The sequence below is a fragment of the Micromonospora sp. CNZ303 genome, assembly GCF_004345505.1.
The window spans coordinates 186,525-204,230 of sequence record NZ_SLVT01000012.1; the positions used below are offsets into that span (position 1 = coordinate 186,525).

The 17,706-nt window shown below is 72.4% G+C and carries 18 protein-coding genes and 1 riboswitch; of the genes, 1 reads left to right on the forward strand and 17 read right to left on the reverse strand.

Annotated features, from left to right (window positions below; all coding sequences use genetic code 11):
• Nucleotides 1-85 precede the first annotated feature (85 nt).
• Together gcvP and EV374_RS20350 are read right to left on the reverse strand one after the other, a co-directional pair.
• The gene (gene gcvP / locus EV374_RS20345) at nucleotides 86-2,932 is read right to left on the reverse strand and encodes an aminomethyl-transferring glycine dehydrogenase (RefSeq protein WP_132237699.1); all 2,847 of its coding nucleotides are present in this window, start codon (nucleotides 2,930-2,932) and stop codon (nucleotides 86-88) included.
• Nucleotides 2,933-3,007: 75 nt separating this feature from the next.
• A riboswitch (glycine riboswitch) is annotated at nucleotides 3,008-3,106 on the reverse strand.
• A 103-nt stretch (nucleotides 3,107-3,209) separates the two neighbouring features.
• Entirely contained in the window at nucleotides 3,210-4,067 is an 858-nt protein-coding gene (locus tag EV374_RS20350; protein ID WP_132237701.1) for an NAD-dependent protein deacetylase, read from the reverse strand.
• A gap of 116 nt (nucleotides 4,068-4,183) precedes the next feature.
• Here EV374_RS20350 and EV374_RS20355 point away from each other — a divergent pair, with 116 nt between their 5' ends.
• Complete coding sequence (locus tag EV374_RS20355) at nucleotides 4,184-4,843, forward strand: NAD(P)H-binding protein (RefSeq protein WP_132237703.1); 660 nt, start codon at nucleotides 4,184-4,186, stop codon at nucleotides 4,841-4,843.
• Nucleotides 4,844-4,871: 28 nt separating this feature from the next.
• Here EV374_RS20355 and EV374_RS20360 read toward each other — a convergent pair whose 3' ends face one another.
• The 15 genes from EV374_RS20360 to EV374_RS20430 all read right to left on the reverse strand — a co-directional run bounded on the left by EV374_RS20360 (nucleotide 4,872) and on the right by EV374_RS20430 (nucleotide 17,616).
• Nucleotides 4,872-5,501 (reverse strand): hypothetical protein, encoded by a 630-nt coding sequence (locus tag EV374_RS20360; RefSeq protein WP_132237705.1) that lies wholly within the window; start codon nucleotides 5,499-5,501, stop codon nucleotides 4,872-4,874.
• Nucleotides 5,498-6,769: a globin domain-containing protein gene (locus EV374_RS20365; RefSeq protein ID WP_132237707.1), complete on the reverse strand. Its 1,272-nt coding sequence runs from the start codon at nucleotides 6,767-6,769 to the stop codon at nucleotides 5,498-5,500. The genes EV374_RS20360 and EV374_RS20365 overlap by 4 nt, the downstream gene beginning before the upstream one ends.
• A gap of 3 nt (nucleotides 6,770-6,772) precedes the next feature.
• Nucleotides 6,773-7,927 carry a nitric oxide synthase oxygenase gene (locus EV374_RS20370; RefSeq protein WP_486485866.1) on the reverse strand — a complete coding sequence of 385 codons (1,155 nt, stop codon included), beginning with the start codon at nucleotides 7,925-7,927 and terminating at the stop codon, nucleotides 6,773-6,775.
• A 401-nt stretch (nucleotides 7,928-8,328) separates the two neighbouring features.
• Entirely contained in the window at nucleotides 8,329-8,913 is a 585-nt protein-coding gene (locus tag EV374_RS20375) for a MerR family transcriptional regulator (RefSeq protein ID WP_132237711.1), read from the reverse strand.
• A 187-nt stretch (nucleotides 8,914-9,100) separates the two neighbouring features.
• Nucleotides 9,101-9,565 (reverse strand): bifunctional nuclease family protein, encoded by a 465-nt coding sequence (locus EV374_RS20380; RefSeq protein ID WP_132237713.1) that lies wholly within the window; start codon nucleotides 9,563-9,565, stop codon nucleotides 9,101-9,103.
• A gap of 176 nt (nucleotides 9,566-9,741) precedes the next feature.
• On the reverse strand, nucleotides 9,742-10,443 hold the full coding sequence (ftsR, locus tag EV374_RS20385; protein ID WP_192581391.1) for a transcriptional regulator FtsR: 702 nt from the start codon (nucleotides 10,441-10,443) through the stop codon (nucleotides 9,742-9,744).
• 50 nt (nucleotides 10,444-10,493) lie between these two features.
• A complete protein-coding gene (odhI, locus tag EV374_RS20390; RefSeq protein ID WP_089000305.1) occupies nucleotides 10,494-10,946 on the reverse strand; it encodes an oxoglutarate dehydrogenase inhibitor Odhl in 453 nt (150 codons plus the stop codon).
• Between the two features lie 213 nt (nucleotides 10,947-11,159).
• Nucleotides 11,160-11,540: a glycine cleavage system protein GcvH gene (gene gcvH / locus EV374_RS20395; RefSeq protein WP_132237717.1), complete on the reverse strand. Its 381-nt coding sequence runs from the start codon at nucleotides 11,538-11,540 to the stop codon at nucleotides 11,160-11,162.
• A 54-nt stretch (nucleotides 11,541-11,594) separates the two neighbouring features.
• Nucleotides 11,595-12,575 carry a DUF881 domain-containing protein gene (locus EV374_RS20400; RefSeq protein ID WP_132237719.1) on the reverse strand — a complete coding sequence of 327 codons (981 nt, stop codon included), beginning with the start codon at nucleotides 12,573-12,575 and terminating at the stop codon, nucleotides 11,595-11,597.
• A 10-nt stretch (nucleotides 12,576-12,585) separates the two neighbouring features.
• A complete protein-coding gene (locus tag EV374_RS20405) occupies nucleotides 12,586-12,918 on the reverse strand; it encodes a small basic family protein (RefSeq protein WP_089000302.1) in 333 nt (110 codons plus the stop codon).
• Nucleotides 12,915-13,859, reverse strand: a complete 945-nt coding sequence (locus EV374_RS20410) for a DUF881 domain-containing protein (RefSeq protein ID WP_132237721.1) — start codon at nucleotides 13,857-13,859, stop codon at nucleotides 12,915-12,917. Before EV374_RS20410 ends, EV374_RS20405 begins: the two co-directional genes overlap by 4 nt.
• Entirely contained in the window at nucleotides 13,856-14,497 is a 642-nt protein-coding gene (gene clsA, locus EV374_RS20415) for a cardiolipin synthase ClsA (protein ID WP_132237723.1), read from the reverse strand. The genes EV374_RS20410 and clsA overlap by 4 nt, the downstream gene beginning before the upstream one ends.
• Before the next feature lie 315 nt (nucleotides 14,498-14,812).
• Complete coding sequence (locus EV374_RS20420) at nucleotides 14,813-15,283, reverse strand: MarR family transcriptional regulator (RefSeq protein ID WP_132237725.1); 471 nt, start codon at nucleotides 15,281-15,283, stop codon at nucleotides 14,813-14,815.
• 53 nt (nucleotides 15,284-15,336) lie between these two features.
• Nucleotides 15,337-16,512: a PP2C family protein-serine/threonine phosphatase gene (locus EV374_RS20425; protein ID WP_132237727.1), complete on the reverse strand. Its 1,176-nt coding sequence runs from the start codon at nucleotides 16,510-16,512 to the stop codon at nucleotides 15,337-15,339.
• Between the two features lie 354 nt (nucleotides 16,513-16,866).
• Entirely contained in the window at nucleotides 16,867-17,616 is a 750-nt protein-coding gene (locus EV374_RS20430; protein ID WP_132237729.1) for an SAM-dependent methyltransferase, read from the reverse strand.
• Nucleotides 17,617-17,706 lie beyond the last annotated feature (90 nt).

Genomic DNA, 17,706 nt, shown 5'->3' on the forward strand with positions numbered 1-17,706 from the left:
GCCGGTCCCCCGGTCGGGACACCCCCCCGCCCAGGTCGACGCACCCGCCGGGGCGGCACCACGACCGCCCCGGCGTCACGCGACGTCAGTCCTCGAACGCCTCCGGCGCCGGGCAGGAACACACCAGGTTCCGGTCGCCGTACGCGCCGTCGACGCGCCGCACCGGAGGCCAGTACTTCCCGGCCCGCTCCACCCCGGCCGGATACGCGCCCACCGACCGTGGGTACGGGTGCGGCCACTCGTCGCCCGACACCATCGCCGCCGTGTGCGGAGCGTTGGCCAGGGGGTTGTCGCCGGCCGGCCACTCCCCCGAGGCCACCCGATCGATCTCCGCCCGGATGGCGATCATCGCGTCGCAGAACCGGTCCAGCTCGGCCAGGTCCTCACTCTCAGTGGGCTCCACCATCAGCGTCCCCGCCACCGGGAACGACATCGTCGGCGCGTGGAACCCGTAGTCGATCAGCCGCTTCGCCACGTCGTCCACGCTCACCCCGGTCGCCTTCGTCAGCGGCCGCAGGTCCAGGATGCACTCGTGCGCCACCAGGCCCTTGTTGCCCGCGTACAGCACCGGGAAGTGCCCACGCAGCCGCGCCGCCACGTAGTTCGCCGCCAGCACCGCCACGCCGGTGGCCCGCACCAGCCCCGCCGCGCCCATCATCCGCAGGTACGCCCACGGGATCGGCAGGATCCCCGCCGACCCGTACCGCGCCGCCGAGATCGCCGGCCGGCCGTCGACGTGCACGCCCAGCGGATCGCCCGGCAGGAACGGCGCCAGGTGCGCCCGCACCGCCACCGGACCCACCCCGGGACCGCCGCCGCCGTGCGGGATGCAGAACGTCTTGTGCAGGTTCAGGTGCGACACGTCCGCCCCGAACTTCCCCGGCTTGGCGAACCCGACCAGCGCGTTGAGGTTCGCCCCGTCGACGTACACCTGACCGCCGGCGTCGTGGACCTTCGCGCACAGCGACGCGATGCCCGTCTCGTACACCCCGTGCGTCGACGGATACGTCACCATGATCGCCGCGAGGGCGTCCCGATGCTTGTCGATCTTCGCGTCGAGGTCCACCAGGTCGATGTTGCCGCCGTCGTCGCAGCCCACCACGACGACCCGCATGCCCGCCATCACCGCGCTGGCGGCGTTGGTGCCGTGCGCCGACGACGGAATCAGACACACGTCCCGGTGCGCCTCACCCCGCTGGCGGTGGTACGCCCGGATCGCCAGCAGCCCCGCCAGCTCACCCTGCGAACCGGCGTTGGGCTGCACGCTGACCGCGTCGTAGCCGGTCACCTCCGCCAGCCACCCCTCCAACTGGGAGATCATCTCCCGGTAGCCGGTGGTCTGCGCGTCCGGCGCCAACGGGTGCACGTGCGCGAACTCCGGCCAGCTCACCGGCTCCATCTCGGTGGTGGCGTTGAGCTTCATCGTGCACGACCCGAGCGGGATCATCCCCCGGTCCAGGGCGTAGTCGAAGTCCGACAACCGCCGCAGGTAGCGCAGCATCGCCGTCTCCGAGTGGTGACTGCGGAACACCGCGTGGGTGAGGAAGTCCGACGTACGGGCCAGCGCCGCCGGCAACGCGCCGGTGACCGGCGCGTCCGCCACCGCCACCGGCCGCCCCGCCACGACGGCCCCGAACGCGTCGCACACCTTCCGCAGGTGCGCGGGGGTGGTCGTCTCGTCGCAGGACACCCCCACGTGCTCGGCGTCGACCAGCCGCAGGTTCACCCCCCGGGCCGCGGCGTCGGCGACCACCGCCTCGGCGCCGCCGGGCACCCGCACCAGGACGGTGTCGAAGAACGCCTCGTGCACCACCTCGACGCCGTCGACACCCCGCAGCGACGCCGCCAACCGCACCGCCATGTCATGGGTACGGCGGGCGATGCGCCGCAGCCCGTCCGGGCCGTGGTAGACGGCGTACATGCCGGCCATCACCGCCAGCAGCACCTGCGCGGTGCAGATGTTGCTGGTCGCCTTCTCCCGCCGGATGTGCTGCTCCCGGGTCTGCAACGCCAGCCGGTACGCCGGGTTGCCGTCCGCGTCACGCGACACCCCCACCAGCCGGCCCGGCAGCATCCGCTCCAGCCCCGCCCGCACCGCCAGGTAGCCGGCGTGCGGCCCACCGAAGCCCATCGGCACGCCGAAACGCTGGGTGGTGCCGGCGGCGATGTCGGCGCCGATCTCCCCCGGCGCGCGCAGCAGCGTCAGGGCCAGCAGGTCCGCCGCCACGGTCACCAACGCCCCGACCGCGTGCGCCGCCTCGACCAGCCCCGCCTGGTCACGCACCGCCCCCGACGCCCCCGGGTACTGCAGGTGCAGCCCGAAGAACTCCGCCGGCAACTCGTCGCGCCCGGTGTCGACGATCCGCACGTCGATGCCGAGGGGCTCGGCCCGGCTGGTGATCACCGCGATGGTCTGCGGCAGGGTGTCGGCGTCGACCACGTACACCGGGCTCCTGCTCTTCGACGCGCGGCGCGCGAGCGTCATCGCCTCCGCCGCGGCGGTGCCCTCGTCGAGCATCGACGCGTTCGCGGTGGCCAGCCCCGTCAGGTCCGTGACCATGGTCTGGAAGTTCAGCAGCGCCTCCAGCCGCCCCTGACTGATCTCCGGCTGGTACGGCGTGTAAGCCGTGTACCAGGCCGGGTCCTCCAGCACATTGCGGCGGATCACCGCCGGGGTGTGCGTGCCGTGGTAGCCCAACCCGATCATCGACACGGCCACCGTGTTGCGGGCCGCCAGGGCCCGCAGCTCCGCGAGAGCGTCGTGCTCGCTGGCCGGCTCCGGCAGCTCCAGGGTGCCGTGCCAGCGGATCACCTCGGGAATCGCCGCGTCCATCAGCTCTTCGACCGAGCCGTAGCCGACGGCCTCCAACATCCGGCGCTCGTCGTCCGGATCGGGGCCGATGTGGCGGGCGGCGAACTGCTCTGCGGTCATGGGCGGCACTCCCGGGGGGGCGAGGTCGACAGGTCGGCCTCCCCCTCTGTCGCGCCCGCGAGGCGCTCCACAGTGCCTGCCCACGAGGTCCTTTTGCCTGAGAGGTTCCGGGGAGGATTTGCCCCTTCGGCGCCGCCCGGGATGCTGCTGGGCGGTCTCTCCCACGTGGGTGCTGCCGGCATGGTCAACGCTACCAGCGCCGCACCGCCCACCGGAGGTCGTACCCCCGCCGGCGACGACCGTCGATGACCGGCCGGCCCCGCGCCCCGGCGGGCCGCTACCGGCCGACGCCCGCCAGCCCCGCTGCGTCGCCGGCCGTCCGGTCGGCCAGCGCCGGCAGCAGCCGCCCCAGCGGCGCGTCGACGGTCAACGCCGCATACCCGTCGCCCCGGGTCGGGCCCTGGTTGACGATCACCACCGGAATGCCCAGCTTCGCCGCGCGCACCACGAACCGGCGACCCGACATCACCGTCAACGACGAACCCAGCACCAGCAGCAGCCGCGCCCGCGCCACCAGCTCGAAACAACGCGACACCCGCGCCGCCGGCACCGTCTCCCCGAAGAACACCACGTCCGGCTTCAGCATGCCGCCCCGGCAGAACGTGCAGTCGACCGTACGGAACCGGGCCACCTCGTCGTCGGCGAGATCCACGTCACCGTCCGGGTTGACCGCCGCGGCCCGCGCGTCGAAGCCCGGGTTCGCCTCCCGCAGCCGCCGGTCCAACTCCTCCCGCGACGTCCGGTTACCGCAGCCCAGGCACACCACCTCGTCGAGGCGGCCGTGCAACTCCACCACCTGCGGGCTGCCCGCGGCGGTGTGCAGCCCGTCCACGTTCTGCGTGATGATCCCCTCAACCAGCCCGCCGGCCTGCAGCCGCGCCACCGCCCGGTGCCCCTCGTTCGGGGCCGCCCGCGCGATCACCCGCCACCCCAGATGGCTGCGCGCCCAGTAGCGCCGCCGCGCCTGCGCGTCGCGCGTGAACGCCTGGTACGTCATCGGGGTGTGCCGCCGCGCCACGCCGCTGGGCCCCCGGTAGTCCGGGATGCCCGACTCGGTGGACAGGCCCGCCCCGCTCAACACCACGACCCCACCGCCGGCCACCAGGCCGGCCAGCGCGTCGACCGTCTCCGTCACCCGTCCATGCTGCCTCAGGCAACCACCCGACGGCGAACACGGCCCGCACACCGATCCACCGGCACCGGCAGCGCCGTCCGGGCGCGCCGCACCCCGACGGCGGTTAGGTTGGCGGTATGCGCGTCGTCATCGCCGGAGGACACGGCAAGATCGCCCAGCTGACCCACCGCGAACTCGCCGGACGCGGCGACACCGCCGTCGGGCTGATCCGCAACCCCGACCACTCCGCCGCCCTGCGTGCCGCCGGCGCCCAGCCCGTCGTGGCCGACCTCGAACACGTCGGCGCCGACGAACTCGCCGCCCACCTCGCCGACGCCGACGCCGTCCTCTTCGCTGCCGGCGCCGGCCCCGGCAGCGGCGCCGCCCGCAAGGACACCGTCGACCGGGCCGGCGCCGTCCTGCTCGCCGACGCCGCGCAACGCGCCGACGTCCGCCGCTACCTGCTGCTGTCCTCGATGGGTGTGGAAGGCGAACCACCCGCCGGCACCGACGAGGTGTTCGCGGCGTACCTGCGCGCCAAGAAGGCCGCCGAGGACGACCTGACCGGCCGCGACCTCGACTGGACGATCCTGCGACCCGGCCGGCTCACCGACGACGCGCCCACCGGGCGGATCACCCTCGCCCGACACGCCCCCTCGGGCGCCGTGACCCGCACCGACGTCGCCCGCGTCCTCGTCGCCCTGCTCCACCACCCGCACAGCGCCGGCGCGATCCTGGAACTCGTCGGCGGCAACACCCCCATCGCCGACGCCGTCGCCGCCGTCGACCGGCACTGACCCGCCTCCCGGCGGGCCGGCGACGCCGCTACTCGCCGAGCACGGCACGCAGCTGCGCGCCGACCGCCCCGGCCGCCTCCGCGTCGGAGCGCAACTGCGCCGACTGCTCCGACAGGTACGCCTGCCACCGGCTCAGGTGCTGCTGCGCCGCCGCCACCGCCGCCACCAACGCCGCCTGCCGGCCCTCCAGCTCCCGCACCTGCCGCCGCAGCTCCTCGCCCCCCGCCCCCGACGGGCCGGCGACACCCCCGGCCAGCACGTGCGCCTCGGCGATGATCTCATCGGCCTGCCGCCGCGCCTCCGCGATGATCTCCGCGCCCTCCGCGCTGGCCTCACCGATCGTCCGGTTCGCCTCGTCCTGCGCCCGCACCGCCAACTCGATCACCATCGGATCCGGGCCCTGCGGGGCGGTGCTGGGCAACGCGCCGTGGCGCAACATCTCCACCTGCCGCGCCAGGGCCTCGTTCTCCCGCCGCAGCCGGTCCACCTCACCACCCAGCAACGCCACCCGCTCGTCCGCCGACCGGGCCAGGCCGGCGACCTCTTCGGCCGACAGCCACCGGCTGCCCCGGAACCGGCGCGCCTCCAGCGCGGCCACGGCCCGGGTCAGCTCACCGTGCGGATCGACGACCACCCGGTCGCCGTGGTCGATGCTCATCGCGCACCTGTCCAACTCAAGTCGCGCGGTGCGGCGGGAGCCGCAGCGGTCCAAGTCAAATCGGACCGTGCGGCGGCAGCCGCGCTCGCCAGGGGTGGGTAGAGGGAGTGATCGTAACTTTCGGTCAGGATCCGCTCCGGCGTCACCCCCGACGCCGCCAGGGCGCTGATCGTCTCCCGGGTCATCTCCGGGCTGCCGCACACGAGCACCTCGGTGTCCCGCCACGGACCCAACCGCGCCGCGGTGTGACCGGCCGTACCGATGGCACCCTGCCACTGCCAGCCGCTCTCCACCGTCGGTACGTACCGCAGCCACCCACCGACCTCACCGGACTGCCACGACCCCGCCGGCGGCATCGCCGCCAACTCCCGCAACGCCCGGTCGTCGTACAGGTCGTCGGGCGTCTTGCCGCCCACCACCAGAGTCGTCGGACGCCCCGGCCCCCGCTGCAACGCCTCCACCACCGCCCGCAACGGCGCCAGCCCGGTGCCCCCGGCCACCAGCAGCAGCGGCAGATGCGGCGACCGGTCGTACGACGCCAACGCCTCACCCACCGGCAACCCCAACAGCAACTGGTCGCCCTCACGGACCTTGCGCACCAGGTGGGTGGAGAACCGTCCCGTGGCGCGGACGTGGAACTCGATCGTCCCGTCCGGCCGTGGCGCGTTCGCCGGCGACAGATAACGCCACGTCCGCAACTGCGGCACCTGCACCGGCAACGACTGCCCCGGCAGGTACTCGCACAGATAGTTCGGGCGGACCGTGAACACGCACACGTCGGACCGCCGCCTCTGCACCCTCAGCACCTCCGCCTCCCAGTACGGCGGCGACGACCGCACCGCCTCCGCCGCACCGGTCAGCATCAACCGCGCCACCAACTCGTACGCCGCGGCCCACTCCGCGCGCAGCGCCGGCGTCCACCGTGGCCCGAGGAACCGCTCCAACGTCAACAGCAACGCCTGCCCGACCTGGCTGTAGTGCCACTCCGCCATTGGCACCGGCCGACCCTGCCGGTCCTCCCCCCGGAACCGGCGGTGGTCAGCGCCCAACCGCTGCGCGAACGACGTCACCACCCGCTCGTCGTCGATGTGGGTGATGACGTGCCCCAACGCCGCGAGCAACTTGTCCTGCTGGTACTCCATGTTGGTCGGGAACATCGTGCGGACCTCGGGCGCGATCACGAACAACGTCGCGTAGAAGTGCTTCGCCGCCTCCGGACCGGCCACGCAGAACTGGGCCCAACTCTGGCGTAACGCCGCGACATCCATGCCTCAGCCCTCCTGCCGGCGAGCGGCGTCATGACGCTGCCGCAGGGTCGGCTGCGACACGCCCGACGCCCCGTACGCACGGTCCGCCTGCCACAGGTTCGGGTTCGGGATCCCCTCGTCGTAGTAGCGGTGGTGCACGGCATGCAACGCCGCCCACCCCACACTGCCGTTGAGCCACGACCAGTCACCATGCACCGGCCGACCCGCCCGCTCCTCGAACTCGCAGAACCTCATGAACTGCTCCGACTCGGTGTGCGGATCCGACACCCGCACACCGGCCAGCCGGAACGAGTGCAACACCGCCTGGTTGATCACCAACACGGCGTGCTCGCGCCACAGGTTGTCCTCGCGGGAGGTGTCCAACCCCAGCCCCCGGGCCACCGGCAGCAACTGGTCGTAGCGCCCCCGGTCACCCATGTTGCGGGTACCGATCTCGTCACTCAAGTAGTGACCGTTGAAGGGGGCACAGCCGTAGTCCACCCCACCGATCCGCAAGCGCATGTTGCTGATCACCGGCAGGGCATGCCAGCGCAGCCGCAGATCCTCGAACCACGGATACTCCGGATGCACCAGGGCCACCTCCCGAACGAGGTCCCGGGATACCTCCACCACCGTCGGATCCTCGTACGCCGTCTCGATCACCCAGGGCAGCAGGTCGAACCGGCCCGCTACCGCCGGCGGACGCCACCCCAGACGCCGCGCCGCATCGGTCATATCCACCTGCGCCGGATCACCCCGCACCGACCCGTCGGCCGTCCGATACCCGCAGTACCGGATCAACTGGTCGTTCCAGATCCGCGCCCGCGGGCCCACCCCCGGCCGGTCGGGCGCGAACACCGTCATCACCGACTGGATCCGCCCACCGTTGTCCGCGACCGTTAGGTGCTGCGCCAACTCCTGCGCGATGCCCGCCACCGTCGTCACCCCGCGCCGGTCCCGGACCTTCAGCCCTGCCCACCGGACCCGCCCCACGCAACGCACCGACTGCCGCCACGCGACCTTCGCCCCGTACGTCAACTCCTCCGTGGTGTGCCGGTAGGTGCCGGTCAGGGCGATCTCCTCCCGGACCTGCGCGATCCGCCCGATCACGCCCGGCAGCCGTCGCTCCGCGTGGTAAAGCTGCAAGAACTCGACCGCCTCCGCCGCGACGTCCTCCACCAGGGACTCCTGCGGCCGGGAGGCACGAGCCACCGGACAGCCCGACGCGTCGCCGTCCGCGGCACGCTCACCGGCACCCAAGATCATTGCGTCGACGTGATAGTCAGTCTGCACTCTCGTTCAAATCCGTTCCTCGGGCAGGCGTCGCCATCGCCTTCTACGTGGTCCGTACGGGTTCGCCGAACCGCCCCCGGCACATCACCAGGGGTGATATGCACGCAGAAGATCGTGAACGCCGCACACAGGATTCACGGTGACGCAATGACTGTCAACAAGGCGACTCATGCCCAAGGCGTCCACTGCGGACATTTGCCGCTGGAAATGGCCAGAATGGACATCCCCGCAACGGCCTCTGATCCCCCGGGCGCCGACGAAGGGCCAACCCGGTCAGCCTCTGGAGATCAACCAGCCCGGCGCCGCGCCCGACGCGCCGCCAACTCGTCACCCACCGCCTCCGCCGCCACCTGCGGCTCCACCGACGTCGCCGGCTCAGACGGCAGGTGCGACAGAGAACCCTGGATCTCCTTGAACGCCCCACCGATCGCGATACCGAACACACCCTGGCCACCCTGCAACAGGTCGACCACCTCCTCCGGCGACCGGCACTCATACACGGTCGTGCCGTCGGAGATCAACGTGATGCCCGCCAGGTCCGCCACCCCACGGGAACGCAGCGCCTCGATCGCCTTGCGGATGTTCTGCAACGACACCCCGGCGTCCAGCAGCCGCTTCACCACCTTCAGGACCACCAGGTCCCGGAACGAATACAACCGCTGCGTGCCCGAACCCGAAGCGTCGCGCACACTCGGCACCACCAACCCGGTACGGGCCCAGTAGTCCAACTGCCGGTAGCTGATCCCCACCGCATGGCAGGCCGTCACACCCCGGTAGCCCACGGCACCGTCACCCTCGGTCGCCCACCCCGGCGGCGCCACACCCGGCTCGTCCAGCTTCGTACCCGGATCGGGATCTCGCGGCTCGTGCATCCGGACAACCTCCCCGCCAGTGCGGTGACACGTCGTTTCCGGGACGTGCACCCCTCGACACGGCAACCCTATAGCCGCCTTGAAGAATTGCCCCGCAGAAGCCGCCGCGACACGCCGCGACACGACAACGAAGATCACCCACAGCACTGGGACATCACCGAACGTGACATCCCGAAGAAGACCGGACTCAGCCGGCGAAGTCCTCCGGACGCACCTGGTCCAGGAACTCGCGGAACTTCTCCACCTCGTCCTCCTGCTCGTCCGGGATCACGATCCCCGCCTCGCTGAGGACCTCCTCCGCACAACGAATCGGCGCACCGACCCGCAACGCCAGGGCGATGGAATCACTCGGCCGGGCCGACACCCGCACCCCGTCCCCGAGCAACAGATCGGCGTAGAAGACGTTCTCCTTCAACTCGGTGATCTCCACCGCCTGCAACGGCGCCTTCAACGCCGCCAACACGTCCCGCAGAAGATCGTGGGTCAGCGGCCGGGCCGGCTTGACCCCCTGCTGCTCGTAGGCGATCGCCGTCGCCTCGACCGCACCGATCCAGATCGGCAGATAGCGGTCCCCCTCGACCTCCCTGAGCAGGACGATCGGCTGGTTGCTGGGCAGCTCCACCCGAACTCCGACCACGCTCAGCTCGCGCACCGCCGCCTCCGTGTCGTTGTCACCTACGCCGCACCGCGCCCTTCCCTGCACGGTACACGGACCGCGACACGGCCGTCCCATGCGCTACCCGCACACGCCCGCGCCAGAAAGGGGTTACCCCGGCAAGCCTACGACACGCTTCCCGGGGAAGATCTTTCCGCACGGCCCCCGCCGGATCACCGACCCAACGTCGACCGCAACCCCACCCGCACCAACGCCGCATGCAGCTGCTGCGACAGCGCCACCAACTCCCGCGCCGTCTCCGCCGCCCGCGCCCGCGCCGCCGGATCACTCTGCCGCGCCAACGGCGTCAACAACTGCGCGAACAGACCGGCCTCCCGATCCGCCGCCGTACGGAACGCCCGCAGATGCCGCGGCTCCAACCCGTACGCCGCCAGACCCGCCACCGCCCGCGCAATGATCAACGCGTCGTCGTCGTACCAACCCGGCGGATCCGACACCACCACACCGAGGCGCTCCAACTCGCCCAGCGTCGACTCGTCGATCCCGCTGCGCGCCACCAGATCCAGCCGGCCGAGCCGCACCTGCGGCGACCCGACCGGCTCCTCCGGCACCCGCCCCGGAACCTCACCGTCCGGACCCACCGCCACCAACGTCGGCCGCTGCCGACCCGGCGACTCCCCGGACGCGTCCCACTGCGCCAACTGGTCACGGATCACCCGCAACGGCAGATACTGGTCCCGCTGCGCGGTCAGCACGAACCGCAACCGCGCCACATCGTCCCAGCTGTACTTCCGGTAACCCGCCGCCGTCCGCTGCGGCTCCACCAGGCCCTCGGCCTCGAGGAACCGCAACTTCGAGATGGTCACGTCCGGGAAATCGACCCGCAGCTGACCCAGCACCTCACCGATACTCATCAGCGGGCGCGCACGGGCCGCCTCGGGCGGCGTGGAGGCCGCAGGCTCGTTCACCCCCGGCCGGCCCCCTCCTCGGGACGCGGACCGGCGATGAACACCACCCGGAACTTGCCGATCTGCACCTCGTCACCATTGCTCAACGTGGCCGCCTCGACCCGCTCCCGGTTCACGTACGTGCCGTTCAGGCTCCCCACGTCCCGCACCGTGAACGTCCCACCGTCACGGTGGAACTCGGCGTGCCGCCGCGACACCGTCACGTCGTCGAGGAAGATGTCACTGTCCGGGTGACGGCCACTGGTCGTCACATCGTGATCCAACAGGAACCGGGCACCCGCATTCGGACCCCGGCGAACCACCAGCAGCGCCATACCCGGCGGCAACGAACCGGACATCCGGCTCGGCACCACATCGGTGTCCGGCCCCTCCAGCACTTCGTCGAGCGAACCGAGATTGAGCGTCGAAGTGACGTCGAGTGGGGGGAACTCGTCGTCTGGGCGCGTCATGGGACCACCTCACGGATCTGTTCGGTCGGCGTCGGGTAATGGCGGGTCTGGCCGCCGGGCAGTGCAACACCCGGCGGCTGGCTCCCCGTGCCCGGAAAGGCAATTCCGCAACGCTGAACTATGGGTTCTCGGTCGACTGGGCGAGCCTAGCCAGCGCCGAAATGCAGGGCAACCGGACGCGCGGAACACCCGCGACGCCCGAAGGGGACGCACTCAGCTCTCGGTGAGCTCACGATACGCGTCCGCGGACAGCAGACCATCGACCGCCGCCGGATCGTCCGGGGTGATCTCCAACAACCAACCCGCACCGTACGGATCAGTGTTGATCACCTCAGGGGTGTCGCCGAGCGCCTCGTTGCGCGCCGCCACCGTACCGCTGAGCGGGGCGTAGATCTCCGACACGCTCTTCGTCGACTCGATCTCACCCAACGACTCACCGGCCGCCACCACCACACCCGCATCGGGCAGCTGGACATACACGATGTCACCCAGGGCGTCCTGCGCGAAGTGCGTGATGCCGACCCGGACAGTGCCGCCGCCGTCACCCGCCACCCACTCGTGCTCGACGGTATACCGCAGATCCTCAGGAATCACCAGACGCGTCCTTCATCCATCGGCGCACCGGAAACCCGGTGCGGGCCGCGCCGGTCAGGAGACCGGACGGGCGTGTTCCAGCTTGATCGGCGCGTGCAGCGCCGAAACCTCGGCAGCCTCACGATCCTCGACGATCAACTTACCGCCGTCACCCGTCACCGACGCCACCACCCCGCCGGGAATGTTCAAGGCCGTACGCATCGTCGCCGGATCACCGATCACCGTGATCGTGAACGGACCCGTCAACCGACGCCCGTCCACCACCAACGACCCGCCCTCCCCGTCCAGGAAGAACGTCGACGCGATGATCCGCACCGTCGCCCGGTCACCACCGGAGATCTGCATCGCCTCCGCGCCCGCGCCCCGCAACTCCTGCACCGCGTCCAACACCCGCGACGCCGAGATCGGCTTCTCACCCGCCTCGAACCGCACCGACAACCCCGGCCCCGTCGCCGGCAACGTCCCCGCCAGGATCCCCAACTCGTCGGCCCGCCGCGTCGCCTCCTCCAACGCCGCCTGCCGCCCCTGCTGACCCGAACGCAACTGCCGCTGACTCTCCTCCAGCGTCGCGATGTCCTGCCGCAGCCGGACCTCCCGCGAGTTCAGGTCGTACAGGATCCGCACCAGATCCTCCTGCCGCGTAGCCGCCACCGTCGGATCCGTCGACGTCGACTTGAACTGCACCACCAGGGTGAACCCCAGCAACGCCAACAGCGCCGCGATCATCACCCCGGCCGAACTCACCCGCCGCCGCGGCCTCCCGCCGTCCCCGGCCACCGCCGGCGCGGGTGGGGTGGCGCCGGCGGTGGCCCGGCTCAGCTCCACCGTCACGCCGTCGTCGGGCTCCCCCACCGCCGGCTCCTGCACAGGCGGCTCCACCGGCGGCGCCGACCGCTCCGGCGCCAACGGGCTCAACTCGTCCGGATCCGGCGCGTCCGGCCGGGGATCGGGCGCCCCCGCCGGACCCGACGGCCGCCCCGGACCCGCCGGCTGCGGCCAACCCGTGCCCGTCTCGGTGTGCTCGTCGCTGCTCATCGCCACCAACCTACGCCCGGAACAGGTGCCGACGGATCGCCGCCACGTTTCCGAAGATGCGCACCCCGAGCACGACCACCACGCCGGTGGAGAGCTGACCGCCCACCCCCAACTGGTCACCCAGATACACGATCAGACCCGCCACCAGCACGTTCGAAATGAACGACACCACGAACTGCTTGTCGTCGAAGATCCGGTCGAGCTTCGCCCGCACCCCGCCGAACACCGCGTCCAACGCGGCCACCACCGCGATCGGCAGGTACGGCTGCAACGCCGTGGGAACCGTGGGGTCGAGCCACACCCCGAGGACCACACCGGCGAGCAACGCCAGCACCGCGATCATCGACCACCTCCGGAGGGGCTGGGAGACGTCCTCGAACCGCTCGGCCCAGGACTGACGGAACGGTCGGCCCCCGACGGCGACGGCGTCGGACTCACCGAGGGCTGCGCGTAGCGTAGCCGCGGGTCCGGAGCGGCCGGCAGGGTGAGGTCCTCCGCCTCCCGCACCCCGAACGACAACCCGGTGTCCTCGGCCACCTTCCGCATCGTCAACGCGCTGCGGCTGTCCTCGTACCGGTCCCGCATCGACCCCGGACCGATCGCCGACACCTCGTACGGCCCCGTCACCGGCCGGAAGTCCACCAGGATCGCCTGCCCCGCCGAACGGATCGTCGACATCGCCGTCAACCGCTGACCGTTGATCGCGATCGCCTCAGCCCCCGCCGCCCACAGGTCGTTGGCCACACCCTGCAGATCGCTGTAGATCACCCGGGACGGCCCCACGTCCGCGCCCGTCACCGCGTCCTGGTTCTGCGGCGCGTCCGCCAGGCGCACCACCACGCCGTCACCGCGTACCCGCCCCAGGCCGGTGCCCGCCTCCAGGTTGTGCAACCGCGCCGCCTCCGAGCCGCCCAGCGCCGCCGCCCGCTGCCGCGCCACCTCCGCCCGCAGCTCGTCGGCCCGCACCGACAACCGGTCCGTCTCGGTCTCCCGCTGCTTGATCTGCTCGACCAGGCCGGACCTGGCCTGGCTGCGCCCCGGCTCAGCCTCCAGCGTCTGCCGGTACGCCACCGCGAACAGGAAACCCAGTAGCAGCGCCACCACCACGGTGACGGAACGCGCCGACCACCGCCGCCACCTCGGCGACGGCGTCTGCCGCTCCCGACGCCGGGCCGCCGCGTCGGCGTAGCCGGGGTCCAGCGGATTGCGGAACAGCTCGGTGAGGAAGTCCGGGGCGTACACCCGGTCGCCACGGCCCCGGCCGTCGCCCGGCGTGCCCGTCATGCCGGCGCTCCCCCGGCCCGAACCGCCCTGACCAGCCGGCCGGCCTGCACGACGTAGAGCGCGCCGGCCACCCAGTAGAGCACCAGGCCCCACCAGGCCAGGCCCCAGCCGATCGCCCCGGCCACGGTCGCCGCACCCGGCACCGCCGCGGCGAGCAGCAGGACCGGGAAGGCGGCCAGCAGCAGGAAGGTCGCGGTCTTGCCCACGTAGTGCACCGGCGGCGGGCCGTACCCGTGCCGGCGCAGCACCGCCAGCGAGCCGAGCAGGAGCAACTCCCGGGCCAGCAGCGCCGCGGTGAACTGCCAGGGCACCACGTCGCGGGCGGTGAAGCCGAGCAGGGTGGCGAGGATGTAGAGCCGGTCGGCGAGCGGGTCGAGCAACTCCCCCAGCCGGCTGACCTGGTGCATCCGGCGTGCGACCCAGCCGTCCACCCAGTCCGTGGTGCCGCCGATGGCCAGCACCACGAGCGCGGCCACGTCGGCGTGCGCGACGAGCAGCAGGTAGAGGAAGAGCGGCACGCCGAGCAACCGGACGAAGCTGATGACGTTCGGCAGCGTGAGGATCCGGTCGCCGACGGCCGATCCGCTCGTGCCGGCGGTGGCCCCCGGGTGCTCTTCCCGAGCCGGCGGACGCGACACCGAACCTCCTCCGCGGCACGCTCCGCCGCCCGGCCGAGGACCGGCGGCGCGGAGAACGTGGGCGCTGTCGGGCCGGCTGCCGCCGGCGTCCCCTGCGGTCCCGTGTACGGGACCTTCGCCTGACATCGGCCCGCGATCGTCACGATCACGGGCCGGCTGCGCTGCCACTATATCGGGCCCTTGGCGCCGCCTCCGGCCTCAGGCGGCCGGCTTCGTCGACGGTGGTGTCGTCGCGTGTGATGTGTCACCACCCGTAAGGCATCCTAGGACACTAGTGGAGCGGGTTGGGACGGCGTGTACGGAGGCAGGCGACCCTCAGGCGGTGCGGGCCTGGGAGCTCGCCGGGGACTCGGTCGGGGCGGCGGTGGCCGCCCGCTCGAAGGCCGTCAACGCCAGCAGCAGCTCGTGCTGCGCGCGACCGGGCATCCGGTCCAGCACGGCCTGCACCGCCCGGTGCCGGCGCTCCTGAAGCTCGCGCAGCAGCGCCTCGGCGGCGGCCGTCGGCATCAGCCGCACCTCCCGCCGGTCGCGGGGATCGGGCACCCGGCGCAGCAGCCCGGTGGCCTCCAACCGGTCGCAGAGCCGGCTCGCCGAGGACGGCACGACGTCCAGCAACTCGGCCAGGCCGTTGACGTTGGTCTCCGGCCGGCCACTGATCAGCGACAGCACGCGCAGCTGCGTCGGGGAGACGGCCATCTGGTGCCGGGGCACCGCCGAGTCGAGCACACCGACGAGCGCCTCGGCGGCGGCGTCGATCGCCGCGGCGAGATTCGGAGGTCGCTCCACCCGGTGTCCCCTGCGATCGTCCCGCTCGTGCCCTGCCGGTGCGACGACGGCTCTCACCCGTCGCCCCGCCCGGCGGAACCACGCCAGTCCAGGCAGACGACGACGGCGTCGTCGCGCAAGTCGGCGTCCGCGTGCCAGGCGTGCAGTTCGCGCATCACCGTACCAACTGCTTCCGCCGGCGGTTGCAGCCGCGTGGACCGCATCGCCCGCGCCATCGTCCGCTCGCCGTACGCCCCGCGGTCACCGGGGTCGGCGGCCCACACCCCGTCGCTGACCACGAACAGCCGGTCTCCCGGTTCCAGCGCGAACTCCTGCACGTCGTAGCGGGCCTCGGCGAACATGCCCAGCGGCAGCTGCTGCTCCAGATCGATGGGCGTCACCGTGCCGCCGCGTACCCGCAGCAGGTGCGGGGAGCCGGCGTCCACCGCCCGCACCCGGCCGGTGGCGGTGTCCAGTTCGAGGAGCAGCGTGGCCACGTACCGGCGACCACGGTGCTGGTAGAAGACCGTGTCGGAGGCCAACTCGGCCTGCTCCACGATGCTGCCTCCGGAGCGCCGGGCGTTGCGCAGCGCGTTGACGGTGACGGCGGTCAGCAGCGACGCCGACAGTCCGATGCCGGCGCCGTTGAGCACCGTCACGGTGAGCCGGTCGTCGTCCACGGACCAGTCGAAGTGGTCCCCGCCGACCGTGTACGCCGGTTCCAACTGGCCGGCGAGTTCGAACGCCGCGTGGCTCACGCCGCGACCAGGCAGCAGTTCCCACTGCATCTCGGCGGCCATGCTGAGTCGCTCCCGCCGGCGGACCCGACGGTACCGGTCGGTCTCCCGGTCCGCCGCGCGCAGCACGACGGCCAGCTCGCCGGCGATGTCCGCGGCCCGCTCCACGACGTCCGGGTCGAGCGGGCCGGGCAGCTCGACCAGGAGCACGCCCAGCCGCTCCCCCCACACCGACAGCGGCAGGTAGAGCCGGCACCGGCCCTCGTCGGTGTCGGTGACCGGCTGCTGGCTGCTGAAGCAGCGCTGCGCCACGTCATGGCAGGCGAGGAAGCCGCCGCCGGAGAGGTCCACGTCGAGCACCGGCCAGAGCCCGGTGATCCGGTAGTCGGCGATGAACACGTCCGTTCGCGAGGCGCCCAGGGCGGACCGGATAACCTGGTCCGCCGCCTCCACCACCTGGTCGGGCGGGGCCGAACGAAGCGCACGCGAGACCTGGCCCGGTGCCTCCAACATGATCATCCTCCGGAAGCTTGCCGTAGGGCAAGCATCATACGGAGCCCTCTCCCCCACCCTCCGGGCGGGCGGGCGCCCGCCGCCGTGCGCCCGCACCCGGCTCGGGGCGCGGCGCCCGGCTTCCCGCCTCAGGCGGCACCGGCGGCAGCCAGCCGGGTACAGCGGGGGCAGCGGCGGGCAGGCGGCCACCAGGTTGCTCGGGGGCAGCCGCGCGCACAGGCGACTGCCCGGTTGCTGCGGCGGCAGGCGGCGACCGGCGCCCAAGCGGCCGGTGTCCAGGCGGCGACCCGGGTGCCGCGGTGACGGCCGGTCAGGACGGCAGGCCGCACATGCCTACCTCGCCGTCCGAAGGCGTCAGCACACCGGGGAGTGGACGGCGATCCCGCCGTGGAAGGCGTCGGGCACCTGCGCGGGCGGGCCGTCCGGCCGCCACCGGGTGATCGGGACGATGCCGTCCTCGGTGGGCGTCCAGCGGCCCAGCAGCGGCACGAACGCGGCCGGCGGGCGCATCCGGAACGCCGGGCCCATCATCGCGAGGGCCGCCGGGTAGCCGGCCAGTTCCTCCGTGTCGAAGTCGACGGCGAGCAGGCTGCCCGGTGCGGTGGCCCCGTAGAGCTCGTCGAGGGTGCGGGCCAGCGTCTCGTCGTCGAGGAACGCGGCCAGACCGAGGAAGACCACGCCGACCGGTCGCCTCCCCCACCCCGGCACGAACCGGTGCAGCTGGGCGCGGTCGACCGTGCCGATGTCGGTGGCGTCGCCGTAGCCGTAGCCGGCCCGGTCGCTGCCGGCCAGCAGGCGCTGGCCGAGGCGGATGGTGACCGGGTCGACGTCGGTGTAGAGGACGGTGGCCTCCGGGGCGACCTCGTGCACGTTGCCCATGGTGGGCACCCCGGCGCCGAAGACGAGGAAGCTGTCGACCCCCCGCGCGGCCATCGCCCGGACCGCCCGGCCGAGAAACGCGCGCAGCTCGCGGAAGACCGGCTCGCACGGCCCGTACGCCTGCTCGAAGTCGCGGGCAGCCGCCACGTCGACCGGGAAGTGGTGCTCCCCGCCGAGCCAGAAGTCGATCATCCGCGCGGTGCTCGGCTGGTCCGGCTCAACCATCGACGACGCTCCCTCCCCGGTGGGCGTGGACAGCGTACCCACCCGTCGGCCTGCGCGGTATCGGCCCGCCGACGGGCTCCCGGCCGCGAT

Bases quoted from the DNA above. Each gene is read 5' to 3' on its own strand.
- ftsR (WP_192581391.1), bottom strand. From the start codon at position 10,443: ATGAGTATCGGTGAGGTGCTGGGTCAGCTGCGGGTCGATTTCCCGGAC.
- EV374_RS20375 (WP_132237711.1), bottom strand. From the start codon at position 8,913: ATGCACGAGCCGCGAGATCCCGATCCGGGTACGAAGCTGGACGAGCCG.
- EV374_RS20360 (WP_132237705.1), bottom strand. From the start codon at position 5,501: ATGAGCATCGACCACGGCGACCGGGTGGTCGTCGATCCGCACGGTGAG.
- gcvP (WP_132237699.1), bottom strand. From the start codon at position 2,932: ATGACCGCAGAGCAGTTCGCCGCCCGCCACATCGGCCCCGATCCGGAC.
- EV374_RS20405 (WP_089000302.1), bottom strand. From the start codon at position 12,918: ATGATCGCGGTGCTGGCGTTGCTCGCCGGTGTGGTCCTCGGGGTGTGG.
- EV374_RS20410 (WP_132237721.1), bottom strand. From the start codon at position 13,859: ATGACGGGCACGCCGGGCGACGGCCGGGGCCGTGGCGACCGGGTGTAC.
- EV374_RS20430 (WP_132237729.1), bottom strand. From the start codon at position 17,616: ATGGTTGAGCCGGACCAGCCGAGCACCGCGCGGATGATCGACTTCTGG.
- EV374_RS20355 (WP_132237703.1), top strand. From the start codon at position 4,184: ATGCGCGTCGTCATCGCCGGAGGACACGGCAAGATCGCCCAGCTGACC.
- EV374_RS20365 (WP_132237707.1), bottom strand. From the start codon at position 6,769: ATGGATGTCGCGGCGTTACGCCAGAGTTGGGCCCAGTTCTGCGTGGCC.
- EV374_RS20400 (WP_132237719.1), bottom strand. From the start codon at position 12,575: ATGAGCAGCGACGAGCACACCGAGACGGGCACGGGTTGGCCGCAGCCG.
- EV374_RS20425 (WP_132237727.1), bottom strand. From the start codon at position 16,512: ATGTTGGAGGCACCGGGCCAGGTCTCGCGTGCGCTTCGTTCGGCCCCG.
- odhI (WP_089000305.1), bottom strand. From the start codon at position 10,946: ATGACGCGCCCAGACGACGAGTTCCCCCCACTCGACGTCACTTCGACG.